Here is a 15,949-nt window from a genome sequence, read left to right on the forward strand (position 1 = left end):
GCGGACCGCCGACCCGGCCGGCGTGCCGCTCGGGCGCCCGACGTCCGCCGGGCCCCGTCCCTGCTGGAACGTCCGGACGCCCGCCGACGTTCCGCCGCCCCCCTCAGCGGCGGCGGCGACGTCGCCGGGTGCCGCTCACCGACCGCCCGAGGGCGCCGCCCAGCGCCGCCCCGAAGGACGACACGAACGAGGTCAGCACCGGACTGCCCAGCAGGTCGCCCAGGCCGCCGCCGGTGGATCCGCCGGCCGTCGGCCCGCCGACCGGCGGGCTCACCGGGTCGAGATCGAGGCCGCTGCCCAGGTAGGGGTTCTCCGGCGGCACCAGGGACGGCCACTCCACCGGCCCGGGCGGCGCGCCGGGGCCGGGCACCGCAGCCGGTGGGGCGGCCGGCGCCCGACCGGCGGCCTCGGCCAGGCGCCCGGTGAGCAGCTCGTAGGCCGACTCCCGGTCGACAGCGACGTCGTACTTCGGTCGCAGCGCCGAGGCGGCGACCGTCGCGGTCAGCGCCTCCGCCGGCGGCGGGGCCATCAGCGACCGGGGCGGCCGCAACCGCGTCCAGGCCACCGGGGTGGGCGCCCCGGACTCGGACAGCACGGTGACCATCGCCTCGCCGGTGCCCAACCCCGGCAGCGCGCGGGCCAGGTCGTAGTCCTCGGTGACCGGGTAGGTGCGCACCGTCGTGGACAGCGCCCGCTGGTCGTCCGGGGTGAAGGCCCGCACCGCGTGCTGGATCCGGGCTCCCAACTGCGAGAGCACCGGCCCGGGGATGTCGGTCGGCAGCTGGGTGCAGAAGAAGACGCCGACGCCCTTGGACCGGATCAGCTTGACCGTCTGTTGTACCGCCTGCAGGAACGCCGCGGAGGCGTCGGCGAACAGCAGGTGCGCCTCGTCGAACAGGAAGACCAGTTCCGGCTGCTCGACGTCGCCCACCTCGGGCAGCTCCTCGAACAGTTCGGCCAGCAGCCACATCAGGAAGGTGGAGAACAGCACGGGCCGGGTCTGCAACGCGCTGGCCTGGATGACCGAGATGACGCCCCGGCCGTCGGGCGCGCGGCGCAGCAGGTCGGTCACGGAGAACTCCGGCTCGCCGAAGAACGCCTCGCCGCCCTGCGCGGACAGGTTGGTGACGGCCCGCAGGATCACCCCGGCGGTCGACCGGGCCACCCCGCCGAGGTCGGTCAGATCCTGCTTGCCGGCGTCGCTGAGCAGATGGGCGACCACCGCCCGCAGATCGGCCAGGTCGAGCAGCGGCAAGCCGGCCCGGTCCGCGAAGTGGAAGACCAGGCCCAGGGTCGACTCCTGGGTGGCGTTGAGGTCCAGCACCTTGGCCAGCAGCACCGGACCGAACGAGTCGACCGTGGCCCGCAGCGGCACGCCCTGCCCGGCCCCGGGCAGGCAGAGGAACTCCACCGGGCAGCCCTGGGGCGACCACGGCATGCCGGTCTGCTCGGCCCGGTCGGTGATCGCCGGCGCGGGTCGGCCCGGCTCGAGCAGTCCGCTCAGGTCGCCCTTGACGTCCGGCACCACCACCGGCACCCCGGCGGCCGAGAGCGACTCGGCGATCAGCTGCAGGGTCTTGGTCTTGCCCGTCCCGGTCGCCCCGGCCACCAGGCCGTGTCGGTTGAACATCGGCAGGGCCATGCGGACCAGCGCGGTCGGATCCGCGGTGCCGTCGATCACCACCGAGCCCAGCACCACGGCCGGTGCGGTGGTGCGGTAGCCCGCGGCGATGCGCTGGGCGGCCGGCGTCGAGGAGGTCATCGGCCGATCCTTCCCCCTGGGCCTGCGCAGCGTCACGCCGGCGCGGTGGGCGTCGCGGATCGGCGGCCGCGACGCCGCCCGCCGATCCCCGGCTAGGGTCGGTGCCCGTGAACGACAAGCTGGTGTGGGTGGACTGCGAGATGACCGGGCTGGATCTGCGCAAGGACGCGCTGATCGAGATCGCGGCCCTGGTCACCGACGGGGAGCTGAACCTGATCGGCGAGGGGATCGACCTGGTCATCCACGCCGATGACGACGTGCTGGCCGGCATGCCGGAGGTCGTCGAGCAGATGCACGCCCGGTCGGGGCTGACCGAGGAGGTCCGGGCGTCCACGCTCACGCTGGCCGATGCGCAGCAGCAGGTGCTCGACTGGCTGCGGCAGTACGTGCCCGAGCCGCGCACCGCCCCGCTGGCCGGCAACTCGATCGCCACCGACCGCGGGTTCCTGGCGCGGGACATGCCCGAACTGGACGCCCACCTGCACTACCGGATGATCGACGTGTCGTCGATCAAGGAGCTGGCCCGTCGCTGGTACCCGCGGGTCTACTACTCGCAGCCGCCCAAGGGGCTGGCCCACCGGGCGCTGGCCGACATCACCGAGTCCGTCCGCGAACTGGCCTACTACCGGGAGACGGTCTTCGTCCCCGGACCGGGACCGACCAGCGAGCAGGCCCAGGCCGCCGCGGCCCGGGTCCCGCTGCTGCTGTCCGAAGAGCCGTCCTGACCAGCGATTTCACGGCTGGGCCCAACAACCTGTAGAGTTCCCTCTCGGCTCGCCACGCAGTCGGCGGGCCGATCGGCCCCGCGAGGGGCCACGCGCCATTAGCTCAATTGGCAGAGCAGCTGACTCTTAATCAGCGGGTTCGGGGTTCGAGTCCCTGATGGCGCACGGTGGGCGTAGCTCAGTTGGTAGAGCCCCGGCTTGTGGTGCCGGTTGTCGCGGGTTCGAGTCCCGTCGCTCACCCCATTCTTCCTCCCCCGGGCGGCCCGCTGGATCGTTCCCGGACCCGAACCTCCGGATGATGCGTGAGCAGCAGCGGTCGACCGGCCCCGACCGGGGACGTCGCCTCCGGCGGCCTGCGGTGGCGGTCGCGGTTCGTCGAGGACTTCGAGACCGACGCGGGCCTCGGTGAGATCGGTAGCCGGTACGACGGCGCGCTCCGCGGGTACGACGGCTTCGCCGACACCAGTGGCCGCGGCCGGTACGACCCGGACCGGGTCCTCACCGTCCACGACTCGCTGCTGGACTACCACCTGCACACCGCCGACGGCGTCCCGCGGGTCGCGGCGCCGACGCTGATGGACTGGTGGGGCCAGACGTACGGCCGGTACGCGATCCGGTTCCGCGCCGACCGGGTGCCCGGCTACAAGATCGCCTTCCTGCTCTGGCCGTCCAGCGACCGTTGGTCCGACGGCGAGATCAACCTGCCCGAGGCCGATCTCGGCGGCACCGTGCACGGGTTCAGTCACGACGTGACCGGCGATCCGGCGCGGAACGCCTTCGCGGTGGACACCGGGACGACCACCGTGGACTGGCACACCGCCGTGATCGAGTGGGCACCCGACCGCGTCCGGTTCCTGCTCGACGACCGGGCCTGGAGCAGTACCGATCCCACCGCCATCCCGCGCCGCGACATGCGCTGGACCCTGCAGGCCGAGACCGCCGGCGCTGTCACCCCGGTCGGGGCCGCGGGCCGGGTCCAGGTCGACTGGGTCGCCGTCTGGTCGTTGGCCGGGACGGCGTGAGCGCGGGCCGGGCAGCCGTTAAGGTGACCGACTGCCGGACTCCGGCGGCGCCCGCCCGCCGGTCCCGGCAGCCCGCCCGGGCGAACCGGTTCCGAGCCCGCCCCAGGAGGCGACCATGACCGCCTCGGTCCCGGACGCAGGTGCCCAGCCGGACCTCCCGGCGGACACCGCCGACGGCTCGCCGGACCGGAACGGGAACCCGGGTCCCGCGGCGCACGACGGCGGGCCGGAGCAGGACGCCCGGCAACTGCACTCGGTGCTGGCCAACGTCGACGCCCGGGCGTACGGCTCGCTGCGCCGGCGCCCGGTCGACCGGCAGGAGCGCTACGAGCTCGGCCGACGGCTGCGACACACGGTCCCGCGTTCGTCGCTGGCCGACTGGCGGCCGCCGACCGACCGTCCCGATCCTGTCGCGCTCGTCGAGGAGTCGCACCAGGGCCGGCTCGACTGGCTGGTGCCGGTCCGGGTCGGCCGGATGGTCGCGTCGCCGTACGGGTTCCTCCGCGGCAGCGCCGTGGTGATGGCCGAGGACGTCGCGCGACTGCCCGCCACCGGCATCACCCCGGTGGTCAGCGGCGACGCGCACCTGGGCAACTTCGGCTTCTACGGGTCGGCCGAGGGCGACCTGGTCATGGACCTCAACGACTTCGACGAGGCCCACCCCGGCGGGTGGGAGTGGGACCTGCGCCGGCTGGTGGCCAGCATCTGGGTGGCCGGTCGACAGAACTCGGCCTCCGAGGACCAGTGCCGCGCGGCGACCATGTCCTGCGTCGCCGGGTACCGCGACGAGGTCGCGTACCTGGCCGACCAGCCGTTGCTGTCCCGCAGCTACCAGCGGCTCACCGCCGAGGCGGCCGGGCACCGGGCCAACGAGCGCTCGCTCCGGGACGAGATCGCCCGGGCGGCGCGCCGGGCCCGATCCCGGACCAGCGACCGTGCGCTGCCGCGGTTCACCACCCGGCACCGCGGCCGCCGCCGGATCGTGGCCGAGCCGCCGCTCATCACGCCGTTGCCCACCGGCGAGTACGACGCGGTGGCGCAGGCCCTGGACGACTACCTGGACACGCTCGCCCCGCACTGGCGGCGCGCGCTGGCCGGGTACACCCTCGTCGACATCGCCCACAAGGTGGTCGGGGTCGGCAGCGTCGGTCTGCGCGCGTACGTCGCGCTGCTCGAGGGCAGCAGCCCGGACGACGTCGTCTTCCTGCAGCTCAAGCAGGCGCGCCGGTCGGTGCTGGCCCCGTACGTGCACGGCACGTCGGCGTGGCACCGGCACCAGGGGCAGCGGGTGGTCGAGTACCAGCAGGCACTGCAGACGGTCAGCGATCCGCTGCTGGGCTGGACGACCGTGCGCGGCACCAGCGGAGCGGGCCAGGACGGCGCCCACACGCAGTACTACGTGCGCCAGTTCCGCAACATGAAGGGCACGGTCGCGCTCGACGCGATCGACCCGGGAGCGTTGTACGACTACGCCGCCATCGTCGGCCGGCTGCTGGCCAAGGGACACGCCCGCACCAGCGGTGCGTCGATGATCTCCGGCTACCTCGGCGACTCGGACAAGGTGGACCGGGCGCTGTCGAAGTTCGCCCGTGCGTACGCCGACCAGACCGAGGTCGACCACGCGGCCATGGTCACGGCGGTCCGCCAGGGGCGGCTCCCGATCGAGCGCGGGGTCTGACCGGTCCCGGACGCGGACGACCCCCGGGCCTGGTCCGCTCCCCCGCACGGTGCGGGAGCGCGGGCCGACTGGACGAGGTCGGCGGCCCGGGGGTCGGGTGATTGTCCGGAATTGCCAGGACACGGCCACGCTGGTCATCCACGACGTGGTCTGCCCGACGGTGATCGTGGCCTAGCGGCCAACCACCTCACGAGTCCTGTTGATGTTCAACTCAGGACCACCTCCTCTCCCGTGTACCGCCACGGTACGCCGGCGCCCCGGGCGCCCGGCAAGCGAATTACCGCCCGCTCGCGTCGACCCCATCGGAGGCGGGTACCGGACGACCACACGACACCATGCAGCGACCGGAGGGACGACGATGGCCACGGACGACCAGAGCTTCACCAAGGGCGACGAGGTGACGTGGAAGTCGCACGGCGGCACCGCCCACGGCACGGTCGAGAAGAAGATCACCTCCGACACCGAGGAGGCCGGCCGCACCGTCCGGGCCAGCCAGGACGATCCGCAGTACCTGGTGCGGAGCGACAGGTCGGGCGGCGAGGCGGTGCACAAGCCGGGCGCGCTGAAGAAGGACTGAGCCGCGGCCGCCCGGGTCGAGCAGAGTGGACCGATGAGTGATCGTCCCGATGCAGGCTCCGCCCGGAGTGCCGCCGGGGCCGCGGGTCGGGCCAACGCCCAGACCGAGCAGCACCCGGCCTTCCGGCACCTGGTGACCGTCGGCCTGGTCGCCTACGGCGTGGTGCACCTGCTCATCGCCTGGATCGCCCTGCAGATCGCCAGGGACCTGGGCGGTGGCGAGCAGCAGGAGGCATCCCAGCAGGGCGCGCTGGCCGAACTGTCCGGCAACCCGGTGGGCGCCGTGCTGCTGTGGGTGATCGGTGTCGGGTTCGCCGTCCTGACCGTGTGGCAGGTGCTCGAGGCAGGTTGGGGCCACCGCGACAAGGGTGACCGGCGGACCGGGAAGCGGCTGAGTTCGGCCGGGCGCGCGGTCCTGTACGTCGCGCTGTGCGTCACCTCCGTCACCACTGTGCTGCGCGGTCCGCGCTCCGGCGATCAGCAACAGGAGGACTGGACGGCCCGACTGCTGGGCGTGACCGCCGGTCGGGTATTGGTCGTCGCCGTCGGCGTGGCCGTGCTGGCCGTCGGCGTCCGGCAGGTGGTCAAGGGCGTGCGACGGTCGTTCACCGAGGACTTGCGCGGTGGCGTCGACCGACGGGTGATCACGCTCGGTGCGGTCGGCTACGTGGCCAAGGGCATCGTCATCGCCGTCGTCGGCGTGCTGTTCGGCTCGGCGGCGATCACCGCCGACCCGGAGCGGGCCGGCGGTCTGGACGACGCCCTGCGCACCCTCCAGGAGGCACCGGCCGGGACCTGGCTGCTGACCGCCATGGCGCTCGGGCTGGCCGCGTTCGGTGTCCTTCTGTTTCTGGTGGGCGCGGTTCCCGGCCCTGACGGTGTCGGGATCGTCGGGGGCGCCGTCGCGCTGAGTGCGGGATCATGCCGGAACACCGGCGCAGCCCGACCCATCGCGCCGGCCGTCCTGCGACCCCCAGGAGCATGCCGTGAGCGCTCACGATCGACCGTCCGACGAGGCGCAGGCCGGGCACGAGGGCGACGCGCCGTCCCTGGCCAAGCTGCCCAAGAAGGCGTACGAGAAGGAACTGCTGCGACTGCAGACCGAGTTGGTCACCATGCAGCACTGGGTCAAGGACACCGGGTACCGGCTCATCGTGCTCTTCGAGGGACGGGACGCGGCCGGCAAGGGCTCGGCCCTCAAGCGGATCACCGAGTACCTCAACCCGCGCACCGCCCGGACCGTCGCGCTGCCCGCGCCGACGGAACGCCAGCGCAGCCAGTGGTACTTCCAGCGCTACATCGAGCACCTGCCGGCGGCCGGTGAGATCGTCCTGATGGACCGCTCCTGGTACAACCGGGCCGGTGTCGAACGGGTGATGGGCTTCTGCACCGACGCCGAGTACCACCGGTTCCTGCGTCAGGCGCCGACCTTCGAACGGATGCTCATCGAGGACGGCATCGCGCTGCGCAAGTACTGGTTCAGCGTCTCGGACGTGGAGCAGGAGCGGCGGTTCAGGTCCCGTCGCGACGATCCGGTGCGGCGCTGGAAACTCTCGGACATGGACCTGCTGTCGATCACCCGGTGGGAGGACTACTCGCGGGCCAAGGACGCCATGTTCGCGGCCACCGACGTCCCCGACTCCCCCTGGTACTCGGTGGAGAGCGAGGACAAGAAGCGGTCGCGGCTCAACGTCATCGCCCACCTGCTGTCCACCGTGCCCTACGAGCACCGGGAGCCGCCGCTGGTGGACATCCCGGACCGACCCGCGGGCTCCGGCTACCAGCGACCGCCCCGATCGACGGTGCACTGGGTCCCGGACCACGCCGCATCGCTGCTCGACGACTGAGGTGGCGGTGCGGGTCGACCCCGGTCCCACCCTGGGTCGACCCTCGTCCGGAGCGCCACCGGGATCCCCGCCGACCGGGCTCTGGCACACTCCCCAGGCATGGTCCGCTGGTTCGCGCTGCTGGTGGCAGCAGCCGCGGCCGCCCTGTGGACGGTGCACATCACACCGGAGCCGGATGCGCCGGGTGATCCGGCGGCGCAACGGGCCCTGGACGCCGTCACTTCCGCAGCGTTCGACCCCACCCGCCCGGACGCCCTGTTCCCGGCCGACTTCGCCGCGGTGATGGGCTACCGGCCGCAGACCGCGACCGGTCCCCACGGACGGACCATCCTGATCAAGCCGGCCGGTGACTGCTCGTCGCCCACCGGGCCGACGGCCTACGACTTCGAGGCCGTGTGCAAGGAGCACGACCTGGCCTACGACCTGGTCCGGTACGCCGGGCGCGTCGGCCGCCCGATGCCGGCCGACGCCCGCCGGCAGGCGGACGCCATGTTCGACCGCGAGTTGCACGCGCGCTGCAGCGAGCAGCCGCTCGGCGTCTGGGACGCCGGCGTGTGTCACTCACTGGCGGAGTCGTTCGCGGTGATGGTCGAGATCAACTCGTGGCGTCAGGGCTGGTATCCGCCGGAGCCGGAGAATCTCTGGGTGCTGGCCCGGTACCTGGCGTTCATCCCGGTGTTCCTGGCCGCCGGGCTGCTGGTGGACCGGCAGCTACGGTCCGCGCTGCGGCGGCGCCGACCGTGGGATCCCGACCTGCTGCCGTCGCCGGTCATCCGGCGCGGGCCGGTGCTCCCGTGGCGGCGGCTGACCCGACTGCCGTCCGGCCTGCCGGCGGCCCTGTCGCCGCCGGTGCCACGCGGGTTCCGCCGGTCCGCGGCGACCGACGACGGGAGCTGATCGTTCCGCCGGAACCGGGTCCGACGCCGTCAGACCACCCTGACCTCGTCGTGCAACCGGGCGGTCCGCTCGGCGTCCCGGACGACCAGGCCGGCCTCCGGGAGGAGCGTGAGCCCGGCCGCACGCACGCTGCTGACGGCCATGCTCAGGATGGCGCCGGGCCCACCGTCGTCACAGGGCCGACAGGGTCTGCCACTCGGCCCAGGACACGCCCCACACCCAGATGTCACCGTCGGCCGGCGACAACTGGATCTCGGTACCGGTGATCTCCACCGGGTCACCCCACAACGCCGACTTGTAGTACGCCTCGGCATTCTCGGTCGAGAGGTTGATGCAGCCGTGCGTCACATTGCTGCTGCCCTGAGCGCCGACGCTGTTCGGGTTGGCGTGGATGAACTCGCCGTTGTTGCTGATCCGCACGGCCCACTTCTCGGGCAGGTTCTCGTAGCCGTACCGGGGGTTGCTCATCAGCTTGGTCTCGAAGAACTCGTTGACCACGTGGACCCCGGACCGGGTGATCAGGTTCGGGTCGACCTTCTCGACGCCGTTCTCGACCACGACGCCCCGGCCGTAGGAGGCCGGGTAGCTCGCCACCGGCACGCCGTCCTGCTCGACGACCATCTGGTGCGAGTTCACGTCAGCCTTGACCACCTGGTTGCGACCGATGGTAAAATCGCTGGTCAGGTCGGACGCTCCGTAGGCGCCGGGACCGAACTCCAGACCGTACACCTTGACGTCCACGTGCACCTGGGTGTTCTCCGGCCAGTACTCCTCGGGCCGGAAGGTGAGCGTCATGCGCCCGTCGTTGGACTCCAACCAGCCCCAGGAGCCCTCGACCGCCGGGGTGGTGGTGAGCGTGACGTTCCTCTGGATGAGGGCACGGTCGACCGGCTCCTGGCCGAAGCTCACGGTGATGGGCGCGGCCACGCCGACCACGGCACCGTCGGCCGGGGCGACCGTGGTGCGGACCTCGGTCTGCGGGGTGACGGTGGTGAAGCTCCCGGAGATCGGCACCACCTTGCCGTCGGTGCCGGTCGCGCTGCCCGTGGCGGTGTAGGTCTTGCCGAAGCCGAGCGGCTCACCGACCGTCCAGCTGGTGCCGTCGGCAGCCAGCGTGCCGTCGACCGGCTCGCCGGCCGGGTTGGTCAGCGTGAAGTCGGTGATGGTGCCCTGCGCGACCGACACCGTGATCGGGTCGACCGGCGAGAGGTCGCTGCTGCCGAACGCCGGGCTGGCCGTCACCGCCGCGACGGGGGCCGCGACCGTGGAGCTCGACGACGAACTCGACGAGCCGCCGGACGACGGGGCCGACGCATCGGTCTGCCCGACGGTGTCGGTCACGGTCGTCGTGCTGGTGGACAGGCCTCCGGTCGAACAGGCGGACACCACCACGAGCAGCGACGCGAGGAACGCGAGAAGGACACGGACCGCACCGGACGACCGATGCGCACGCCGGAACCGCCGACGGAACTGCATTGCCACGACCACCATTCGTTGCACCACGCCGGGTCCCGGGTCGGGATACCGGCGTCTGCCCCCGACCCACCCTCGGGGTGATGGCAGCACGGACGAGGATAACCACGATCCCCGACGGCCCTCCGGGGCCGACACAGCGCGGAGAGGCACGTCATGCGGCGTTCGGGCGATGATCCACCCGTCCGGCGCAGCGTGGCGACGCTCCCTGCGGCGCAGCGCGTCTGCGCCGCGGGGACTCAGCGGAACAGCCGGCGCAGCACGACCAGCGCGAACAGGGATCCGACGGCCACCAGCGAGTACTTGACCTTGGGATCGGCCAGCAGACTGCGCGCGGTCGACCGGCCCTGTTCGACGACCCGCTTCGGGTTGGCCCGGGTGGTCAGCTCGTCGACGGTGACGGCCAGTGCCTCCCGCGCGCGTTCGATCTCGGCCTGGATGGTTTCCGCGTCGCGGGCCACCGCACCCTCCCCTTGCTGATCATCACCCGAAGCGGTGACCTGAGTTGCCGGTGCCGGCGGGCGCTGCTCACCGGGTGCGTCGCCCGGTCGGAACCGACGGACCGCCGCGGCTGTCTACCCTAGCCGCATGACTGCGATGCTGGTCGACGTGGGCGACCGGGCCCCGGCCTTCACCCTTCCCGACGCCGACGGGACACCGGTGTCCCTGTCCGACTTCGCCGGCGCCCCGGTGATCCTCTACTGCTACCCGGCGGCGATGACCCCGGGGTGCACCACCCAGGCCTGCGACTTCACCGCCGCCCGGCCGCAGCTGGAGCCGGCCGGGTACCGGGTCGTCGGCCTGTCCCCCGACTCTCCGGACAAGCTGGCCCGGTTCCGGGCCGAGGAGTCGCTGTCGGTGACCCTGCTGTCCGACCCCGACCACCGGGTGCTCGCCGAGTACGGGGCCTGGGGACCGCGGACCCTCTACGGGCGCACCGTCGAGGGCGTCATCCGCTCCACGTTCGTCATCGACGCCGACGCCGTGCTGCAGAAGGTGTGGCGCAACGTCAAGGCGACCGGCCACGTCGGCCGGGTGCTGCGGGATCTGGGACTCGCCGAGCACTGACCGGCGGCGCGCGTCGTCGTCATACTCTCCACGCCGGTCACACCCGGCCCGGGGCCGTAGCCCAATTGGCAGAGGCACACGGTTTAGGTCCGTGCCAGTGTGGGTTCGAGTCCCACCGGCCCCACACACGCGTTCCGTGCCCGGCACCTTGCACCGAACGAGGCGGCCGGGTCATCCGCCGCCACGATCGCCCCGGCCCTGCCTCACCCGTCGCGGCCGTCCACCGACGTACCGTGGGGACGACTGTTCGCGACGGGCCCCGGCCCCGCAGCTCGTCCGATGCGCGGCGCGGGTGCCCGTCCAGGCCGAGAGGTTGACCAGCATGACGTCGCCGCACGATCCGGGCTCGCCAGCGGACCGACCGGACCGGGATCCGGCGACCACGGTCGCCGGCCACGGCGAGCCGATCCCGACCGACTCGCGGGACGTCACCGTCCCGGACGACGCGCCGGCGGCGAGCGCGCCCACCGACCGGACCGGGCCGACCCCGGGCACCGCCTCCGGCAGCAGCCCGATCGGGTCGCCGTGGCCGCCGACGTCGCCCCCCGACGACAGCCGGGACGAGGGTGACCTCCGGCCGTTCGGCGCGGCCGAGCCGGGTCCGGCGGACGTGCCGTACCGTCCGGACGACCAGGCGCCCCCGCCGGCCTTCGCCGCCGGCGGAGATCCGTCGGCGGCCGGCCGGTGGGACCCGCGTGAGGACTCGCCCTCGCCGTTCAAGCCCGGGCCGTCGTCGTTCCCGGCCGCGGGCGAGCCGGAGTACACCCCCGAGTCGACACCGTCCCGCACGGACCCGGAGCCGCGGCCGGCGGGCTCATCCGCCGATCCCTCTGCCACCACGGCGATCCCGGCGTCCGAGTGGGCCCCGCCCGACTCGTCCGGAACCGCCGCCGGACAGCCGTCCGGCGCCAGCGGGTTCGGGTCCAGCGCGGACTCCACCGCCACCAGCCAGTACCCGGCGATGACGGTCGCCGGCCTGGCCGGCACCACGGGTGAGCAGGACCGGTACGGCCGGGGCGGGTACGCCCCGCCGGCCGAGCCGATGGTCGTGCCGGCCCGGGTCGACCCGAACGCGGCGCAGCCGCCGGGTCGTCGGGACGTCGGTGGCCGCACCGTGGCCGGGCTGATCAGCGCGGTCCTGGGCCTGCTGCTGGTGGGCGGCGGGCTGTACCTGGTCGGCGAGTTCGGGTCCCGGATCGCCGTCCGCATGCTCGACGAGGGCGTCTCGGCCGCGGCGTGGGACGTCGTGCTCACCGCTGTCGGTGCGCTCCTGGTCCTGGGGGCGGTCGTGCTGAACGGCTGGTCACCGTGGGCGACCCTGCTGCCCGGCGTGGTGCTGGTCGGCGCGGGCATCTGGTCGATCGTGGCCTACGACGGCGCCGACCGGATCGCCGGCTTCCTGAACCGGATCTTCTCGGAGAACCGGCTCATCGGCTGGGGCGTGACGGGCTGGGTGCTCGTGCTGGGAGCGGCGCTGCTGGGCGCCTCGTGCGCCGCAATGATCGCCCGCGCCGCCGGCCGCACCCGCGGGCGGCCCTGACCCGCGGATCCGTCCGATGCCGCGGCCGGGGCGACCGTCCAGGTCGGCCCGGCCGTGGCACCGTCAGGTCAGCGATCCGGATCGGCCAGCACGCCGAGCAGTCGGGGCAGCATGAGGCGCAGCGCCCGACCACGGTGCGACAGCGCGTCCTTCTCGGCTGGCTGGAGCTCAGCCGAGCTGCGGCCGTCGCCGGCCGCGTCACTCTCGGCCGGAACGAACAGCGGGTCGTAACCGAAGCCGTGCTCGCCCCGCTCCTCCCGATCGATCCGCCCGGGCCACTCCGCGCGCAGTACCTCGACCGCCGGCCCCGGGATCCGGTCGGGGACGGCCAGCGCCAGCGCGCACACGAAGGCGGCGCCGCGTCGGCCATCGGGGACGTCACGCAGCTGGGCCAGTAGCAGCGCGTTGTTGGCGGCGTCGTCGCCATGCCGGCCCGCCCACCGTGCGGACAGCACGCCCGGCATGCCGTTCAGCGCGGCGACGGTCAACCCGGAATCGTCGGCCAGGGCGATCTCGCCGGTGGCGGCAGCGGCCTGGACCGCCTTGGCCGCGGCGTTCTCCTCGAAGGTCGCGCCGGTCTCGGGCTCCTCCGGGAACTCGGGCACGTCGGCCAGGCCCAGCACGGTCACCTGGTCCCCGACCAGCCGCTGCAGCTCGGCCAGCTTCTTGGCGTTCCGGGTGGCGAGCAGCACGCGCCCGGCGCCGGTCCCGCTCATCGCCTGGCCGCCGGCACGGTCCGCTCCAGCGGCTGCTCGAGCGCCAACGCCTGCAGCACGGTCAGCTCCTCGATGCCGGCCAGGGCCAGGTCGAGCATCCCGTCCAGGGTGCCGCGGGCGAAGGTGGCGCCCTCACCGGTGCCCTGCACCTCGACCAGGGTGCCGGCGTCGGTGGCCACCACGTTCATGTCGACCTCGGCCCGGGCGTCCTCTTCGTACGGCAGGTCGAGCCGCAGCCGGCCGCCGACCACGCCGACCGAGACCGCGGCGACCTGGCAGGACAACGGCTGCGGATCGGTGAGCGCGCCCTGCTCCCGTAGCACCGAGACCGCGTCGGCCAGCGCCACCCAGGCGCCGGTGATGGCGGCGGTGCGGGTGCCACCGTCGGCCTGCAGCACGTCGCAGTCGACGGCGATGGTGTTCTCGCCCAGCGCCTTGAGGTCGATGCAGGCCCGCAGCGACCGGCCGATCAGCCGGGAGATCTCGTGGGTGCGACCGCCGACCCGGCCCTTGACCGACTCCCGGGCGGAGCGCTCGTGCGTGGCGGACGGGAGCATCGCGTACTCGGCGGTGAGCCAGCCCAGTCCGGACCCCTGTCGCCAGCGCGGCACCCCGCGGGTGACCGAGGCGGCGCACAGCACCTTGGTCCCGCCGAACTCCACGAGCACGGAACCCGCCGGGTGGGCCTGGAAGCCCCGGGTGAAGCGCACCGGCCGGAGCGCGTCGTCGGTGCGGCCGTCGCTGCGGAGACCCGGAGTGGACGTCGTGGCTCGGTCGGTGCGGGTGTCGGTCGAGGCATCAGGCATGGCAGCAGCGTAGGGCGCGACGCCGACGGCTCTCTCCCATCACCGGCCCGTTGATCGGGCCGGTGGTGCGTCAGCGAGCGGACGGCCCGGTCGGCAGCGGCCGGACCGGCGTGGTCCCCAGGCCGTACCCGATCCCCACGGACAGGGCCGGCCCGATCTCCGGGCCGAGGAAGCGCCGGCCCAGCCGCAGGAACGGCTCGCGATCGCCGGTGGCCAGGAACTCGTGCCGGGGGGTGTCGTCGGCCGGGTCCTCGGCGACGCCTCCGGGCGGGACGGGAGCCAGCAGATCGGCCTCGGTGAGCAGCCGGTAGACGTCCTTGGCCGTCTCCTCGGCACTGGAGACCAGGGTGACCTGGTCCCCCATGACCAGCTGCAGCACCCCGGTGAGCATCGGGTAGTGGGTGCAGCCGAGCACCACGGTGTCGACGTCGCGGTGCTGCAGCGGCGCCAGGTAGGCCTGGGCCAGACCGACGACCTGGCGGCCGGAGGTGATGCCCCGTTCCACGAAGTCGACGAACGACGGGCAGGCCACGGGCCGGACGTCCACCGGCACCTCCGGTGGGCCGGCGCCGGCGGCGACGAGTTCGCCGAACGCGGCCGGATAGGCGCCCGAGTCGACCGTGGCCGAGGTGCCCAGCACCCCGACCCGGCCGGTCCGGGTGACCGCCAGGGCCCGGCGGGCGGCCGGGTGGATGACCTCGACGACCGGGATGTCGTACCGCCGCCGGGCGTCGTCCAGCATGGCCGCCGAGGCGGTGTTGCAGGCGATCACCAGGATCTTGACGCCGTCCGCCACCAGCCGGTCGGCCACGGCCAGGGCGTGCCGGCGGACCTCGTCCAGGGGCAGCGGACCGTACGGGCCGTTGGCCGTGTCGCCGACGTAGCGGACCCGCTCGGCGGGCAGTTGGTCGATGATCGCGCGGGCCACGGTGAGCCCGCCGACCCCCGAGTCGAAGACGCCGATCGGCCCTGATCGGCGATCGTCCCGGAGATCGTCCTGAGAATCGTCCCGGAAATCGTCCCGGGAATCGTCACGGTCGCCACCGGCAGGGATCACGGTCCGCACGCTACCTGCGGGCCCGTGCGCGCGGCGCAGGCCGCGACGCGTCCGGTCAGCTCGGGATGGCGCGGCGCCGGTTGGCCCGGTCCGCGCTGGAGACCAGGAACGCGGCCAGCACACCACCGATCGCCCCGAACAGGTGCCCCTGCCAGGACACGGTGACCACGCCGGACAGGTCGCGCACGGCGACCTGCACGATCCCGGTCCAGAACAGGGAGCCCCAGACCGCCAGCAGCAGCACGCCGAGCAGGATGTGCTGCCAGGTGCGGGTGAAGATGCCCCGGGCGACCAGGTAGGCCAGCCAGCCGAAGACGACGCCCGAGGCCCCGACCGTGTCGGTGTGCGCCGGCGCGATCAGCCACACGCCGAGCCCGCTGATCAACCAGACCAGCACGGTGACCGAGATGAACTGCTTCACCCCGCCCACCATGACCAGGAAGCCGAGGACCACGAACGGGATCAGGTTCGACCACAGGTGCGTCCAGGACGCGTGGATGAACGGTCCGGTGAGCACGCCGAGCAAGCCGTCGACGCTGCGCGGCTCGATGCCGTACCGGACCAGGCCGTCGCTCATCAGGGCGTTGACCACCTGGACCACGACCAGGACGACGGCGAACGCGCCGACGGTGATGCCGGCGACCCGGGCGTTCTCGGGCAGCCACCGCCGTCTCTCGGTCGCGCCCGCACTCGGCGGCACGGCGGGGAACGACGGTCCGGACGGCAGCGGAGCGCTCATGGTTCCCAGGTTACGGAGCGCGGGTCCCGCCGCCATCGGGGAG

The 15,949-nt window shown here is 73.3% G+C and carries 15 protein-coding genes, 3 tRNA genes and 1 pseudogene; 12 read left to right on the plus strand and 7 right to left on the minus strand.

The genetic code is table 11. From position 1 onward, the window contains the following. Window positions 1–103: 103 nt before the first annotated feature. Window positions 104–1,762, minus strand: a complete 1,659-nt coding sequence (locus tag JL106_RS07765; RefSeq protein WP_205260138.1) for a helicase HerA-like domain-containing protein — start codon at window positions 1,760–1,762, stop codon at window positions 104–106. Window positions 1,763–1,869: 107 nt separating this feature from the next. Between JL106_RS07765 and orn the strand changes: the two genes are divergently transcribed. From orn to JL106_RS07805, 9 genes and pseudogenes are all read left to right on the plus strand, one after another. Beyond that, window positions 1,870–2,487, plus strand: coding sequence for an oligoribonuclease (gene orn / locus JL106_RS07770; protein ID WP_205260139.1), 618 nt, complete (start codon window positions 1,870–1,872; stop codon window positions 2,485–2,487). Window positions 2,488–2,579: 92 nt separating this feature from the next. Beyond that, window positions 2,580–2,652: transfer RNA gene (locus JL106_RS07775), tRNA-Lys, on the plus strand. 2 nt (window positions 2,653–2,654) lie between these two features. After that, window positions 2,655–2,730 (plus strand) — tRNA-His (locus tag JL106_RS07780). 59 nt (window positions 2,731–2,789) lie between these two features. Continuing rightward, entirely contained in the window at window positions 2,790–3,509 is a 720-nt protein-coding gene (locus tag JL106_RS21975; RefSeq protein WP_205260140.1) for a glycoside hydrolase family 16 protein, read from the plus strand. 115 nt (window positions 3,510–3,624) lie between these two features. Continuing rightward, window positions 3,625–5,187 carry a DUF2252 domain-containing protein gene (locus JL106_RS07790; protein WP_205260141.1) on the plus strand — a complete coding sequence of 521 codons (1,563 nt, stop codon included), beginning with the start codon at window positions 3,625–3,627 and terminating at the stop codon, window positions 5,185–5,187. A gap of 358 nt (window positions 5,188–5,545) precedes the next feature. Continuing rightward, on the plus strand, window positions 5,546–5,764 hold the full coding sequence (locus JL106_RS07795; protein ID WP_205260142.1) for a hypervirulence associated TUDOR domain-containing protein: 219 nt from the start codon (window positions 5,546–5,548) through the stop codon (window positions 5,762–5,764). 33 nt (window positions 5,765–5,797) lie between these two features. Further along, window positions 5,798–6,562 (plus strand): annotated as a pseudogene (locus tag JL106_RS22460) (DUF1206 domain-containing protein); the annotation flags it as partial. A 250-nt stretch (window positions 6,563–6,812) separates the two neighbouring features. After that, a complete protein-coding gene (ppk2, locus tag JL106_RS20825) occupies window positions 6,813–7,610 on the plus strand; it encodes a polyphosphate kinase 2 (protein WP_407940124.1) in 798 nt (265 codons plus the stop codon). 99 nt (window positions 7,611–7,709) lie between these two features. Then, a complete protein-coding gene (locus JL106_RS07805; protein ID WP_205260144.1) occupies window positions 7,710–8,507 on the plus strand; it encodes a phospholipase A2 in 798 nt (265 codons plus the stop codon). Window positions 8,508–8,678: 171 nt separating this feature from the next. On the opposite strand, the gene JL106_RS07810 is transcribed toward JL106_RS07805, so the two are convergent. Then, window positions 8,679–9,848, minus strand: coding sequence for a L,D-transpeptidase (locus JL106_RS07810; RefSeq protein WP_328841739.1), 1,170 nt, complete (start codon window positions 9,846–9,848; stop codon window positions 8,679–8,681). A 371-nt stretch (window positions 9,849–10,219) separates the two neighbouring features. Continuing rightward, window positions 10,220–10,441, minus strand: a complete 222-nt coding sequence (locus JL106_RS07815; RefSeq protein WP_205260145.1) for a DUF3618 domain-containing protein — start codon at window positions 10,439–10,441, stop codon at window positions 10,220–10,222. Between the two features lie 127 nt (window positions 10,442–10,568). On the opposite strand from JL106_RS07815, the gene bcp reads away from it, so the two are divergent. The 3 genes from bcp to JL106_RS07830 all read left to right on the plus strand — a co-directional run bounded on the left by bcp (window position 10,569) and on the right by JL106_RS07830 (window position 12,588). Next, window positions 10,569–11,048: a thioredoxin-dependent thiol peroxidase gene (bcp, locus tag JL106_RS07820; protein WP_205260146.1), complete on the plus strand. Its 480-nt coding sequence runs from the start codon at window positions 10,569–10,571 to the stop codon at window positions 11,046–11,048. 50 nt (window positions 11,049–11,098) lie between these two features. Then, window positions 11,099–11,172: transfer RNA gene (locus tag JL106_RS07825), tRNA-Leu, on the plus strand. A 198-nt stretch (window positions 11,173–11,370) separates the two neighbouring features. Beyond that, window positions 11,371–12,588, plus strand: coding sequence for a hypothetical protein (locus JL106_RS07830; RefSeq protein WP_205260147.1), 1,218 nt, complete (start codon window positions 11,371–11,373; stop codon window positions 12,586–12,588). A gap of 68 nt (window positions 12,589–12,656) precedes the next feature. Here JL106_RS07830 and JL106_RS07835 read toward each other — a convergent pair whose 3' ends face one another. From JL106_RS07835 to JL106_RS07850, 4 genes are all read right to left on the minus strand, one after another. After that, window positions 12,657–13,304: a non-canonical purine NTP pyrophosphatase gene (locus JL106_RS07835; protein WP_205260148.1), complete on the minus strand. Its 648-nt coding sequence runs from the start codon at window positions 13,302–13,304 to the stop codon at window positions 12,657–12,659. Beyond that, entirely contained in the window at window positions 13,301–14,110 is an 810-nt protein-coding gene (gene rph / locus JL106_RS07840; protein ID WP_205260149.1) for a ribonuclease PH, read from the minus strand. The genes JL106_RS07835 and rph overlap by 4 nt, the downstream gene beginning before the upstream one ends. Before the next feature lie 70 nt (window positions 14,111–14,180). Then, complete coding sequence (gene murI / locus JL106_RS07845) at window positions 14,181–15,074, minus strand: glutamate racemase (protein ID WP_407940125.1); 894 nt, start codon at window positions 15,072–15,074, stop codon at window positions 14,181–14,183. Between the two features lie 148 nt (window positions 15,075–15,222). Beyond that, window positions 15,223–15,906 carry a rhomboid family intramembrane serine protease gene (locus JL106_RS07850; protein WP_205260151.1) on the minus strand — a complete coding sequence of 228 codons (684 nt, stop codon included), beginning with the start codon at window positions 15,904–15,906 and terminating at the stop codon, window positions 15,223–15,225. Between the last annotated feature and the right edge of the window lie 43 nt (window positions 15,907–15,949).

The sequence above is a fragment of the Nakamurella leprariae genome (assembly GCF_016918035.1).
In the GTDB taxonomy this organism is placed as follows: domain Bacteria; phylum Actinomycetota; class Actinomycetes; order Mycobacteriales; family Nakamurellaceae; genus Nakamurella; species Nakamurella leprariae.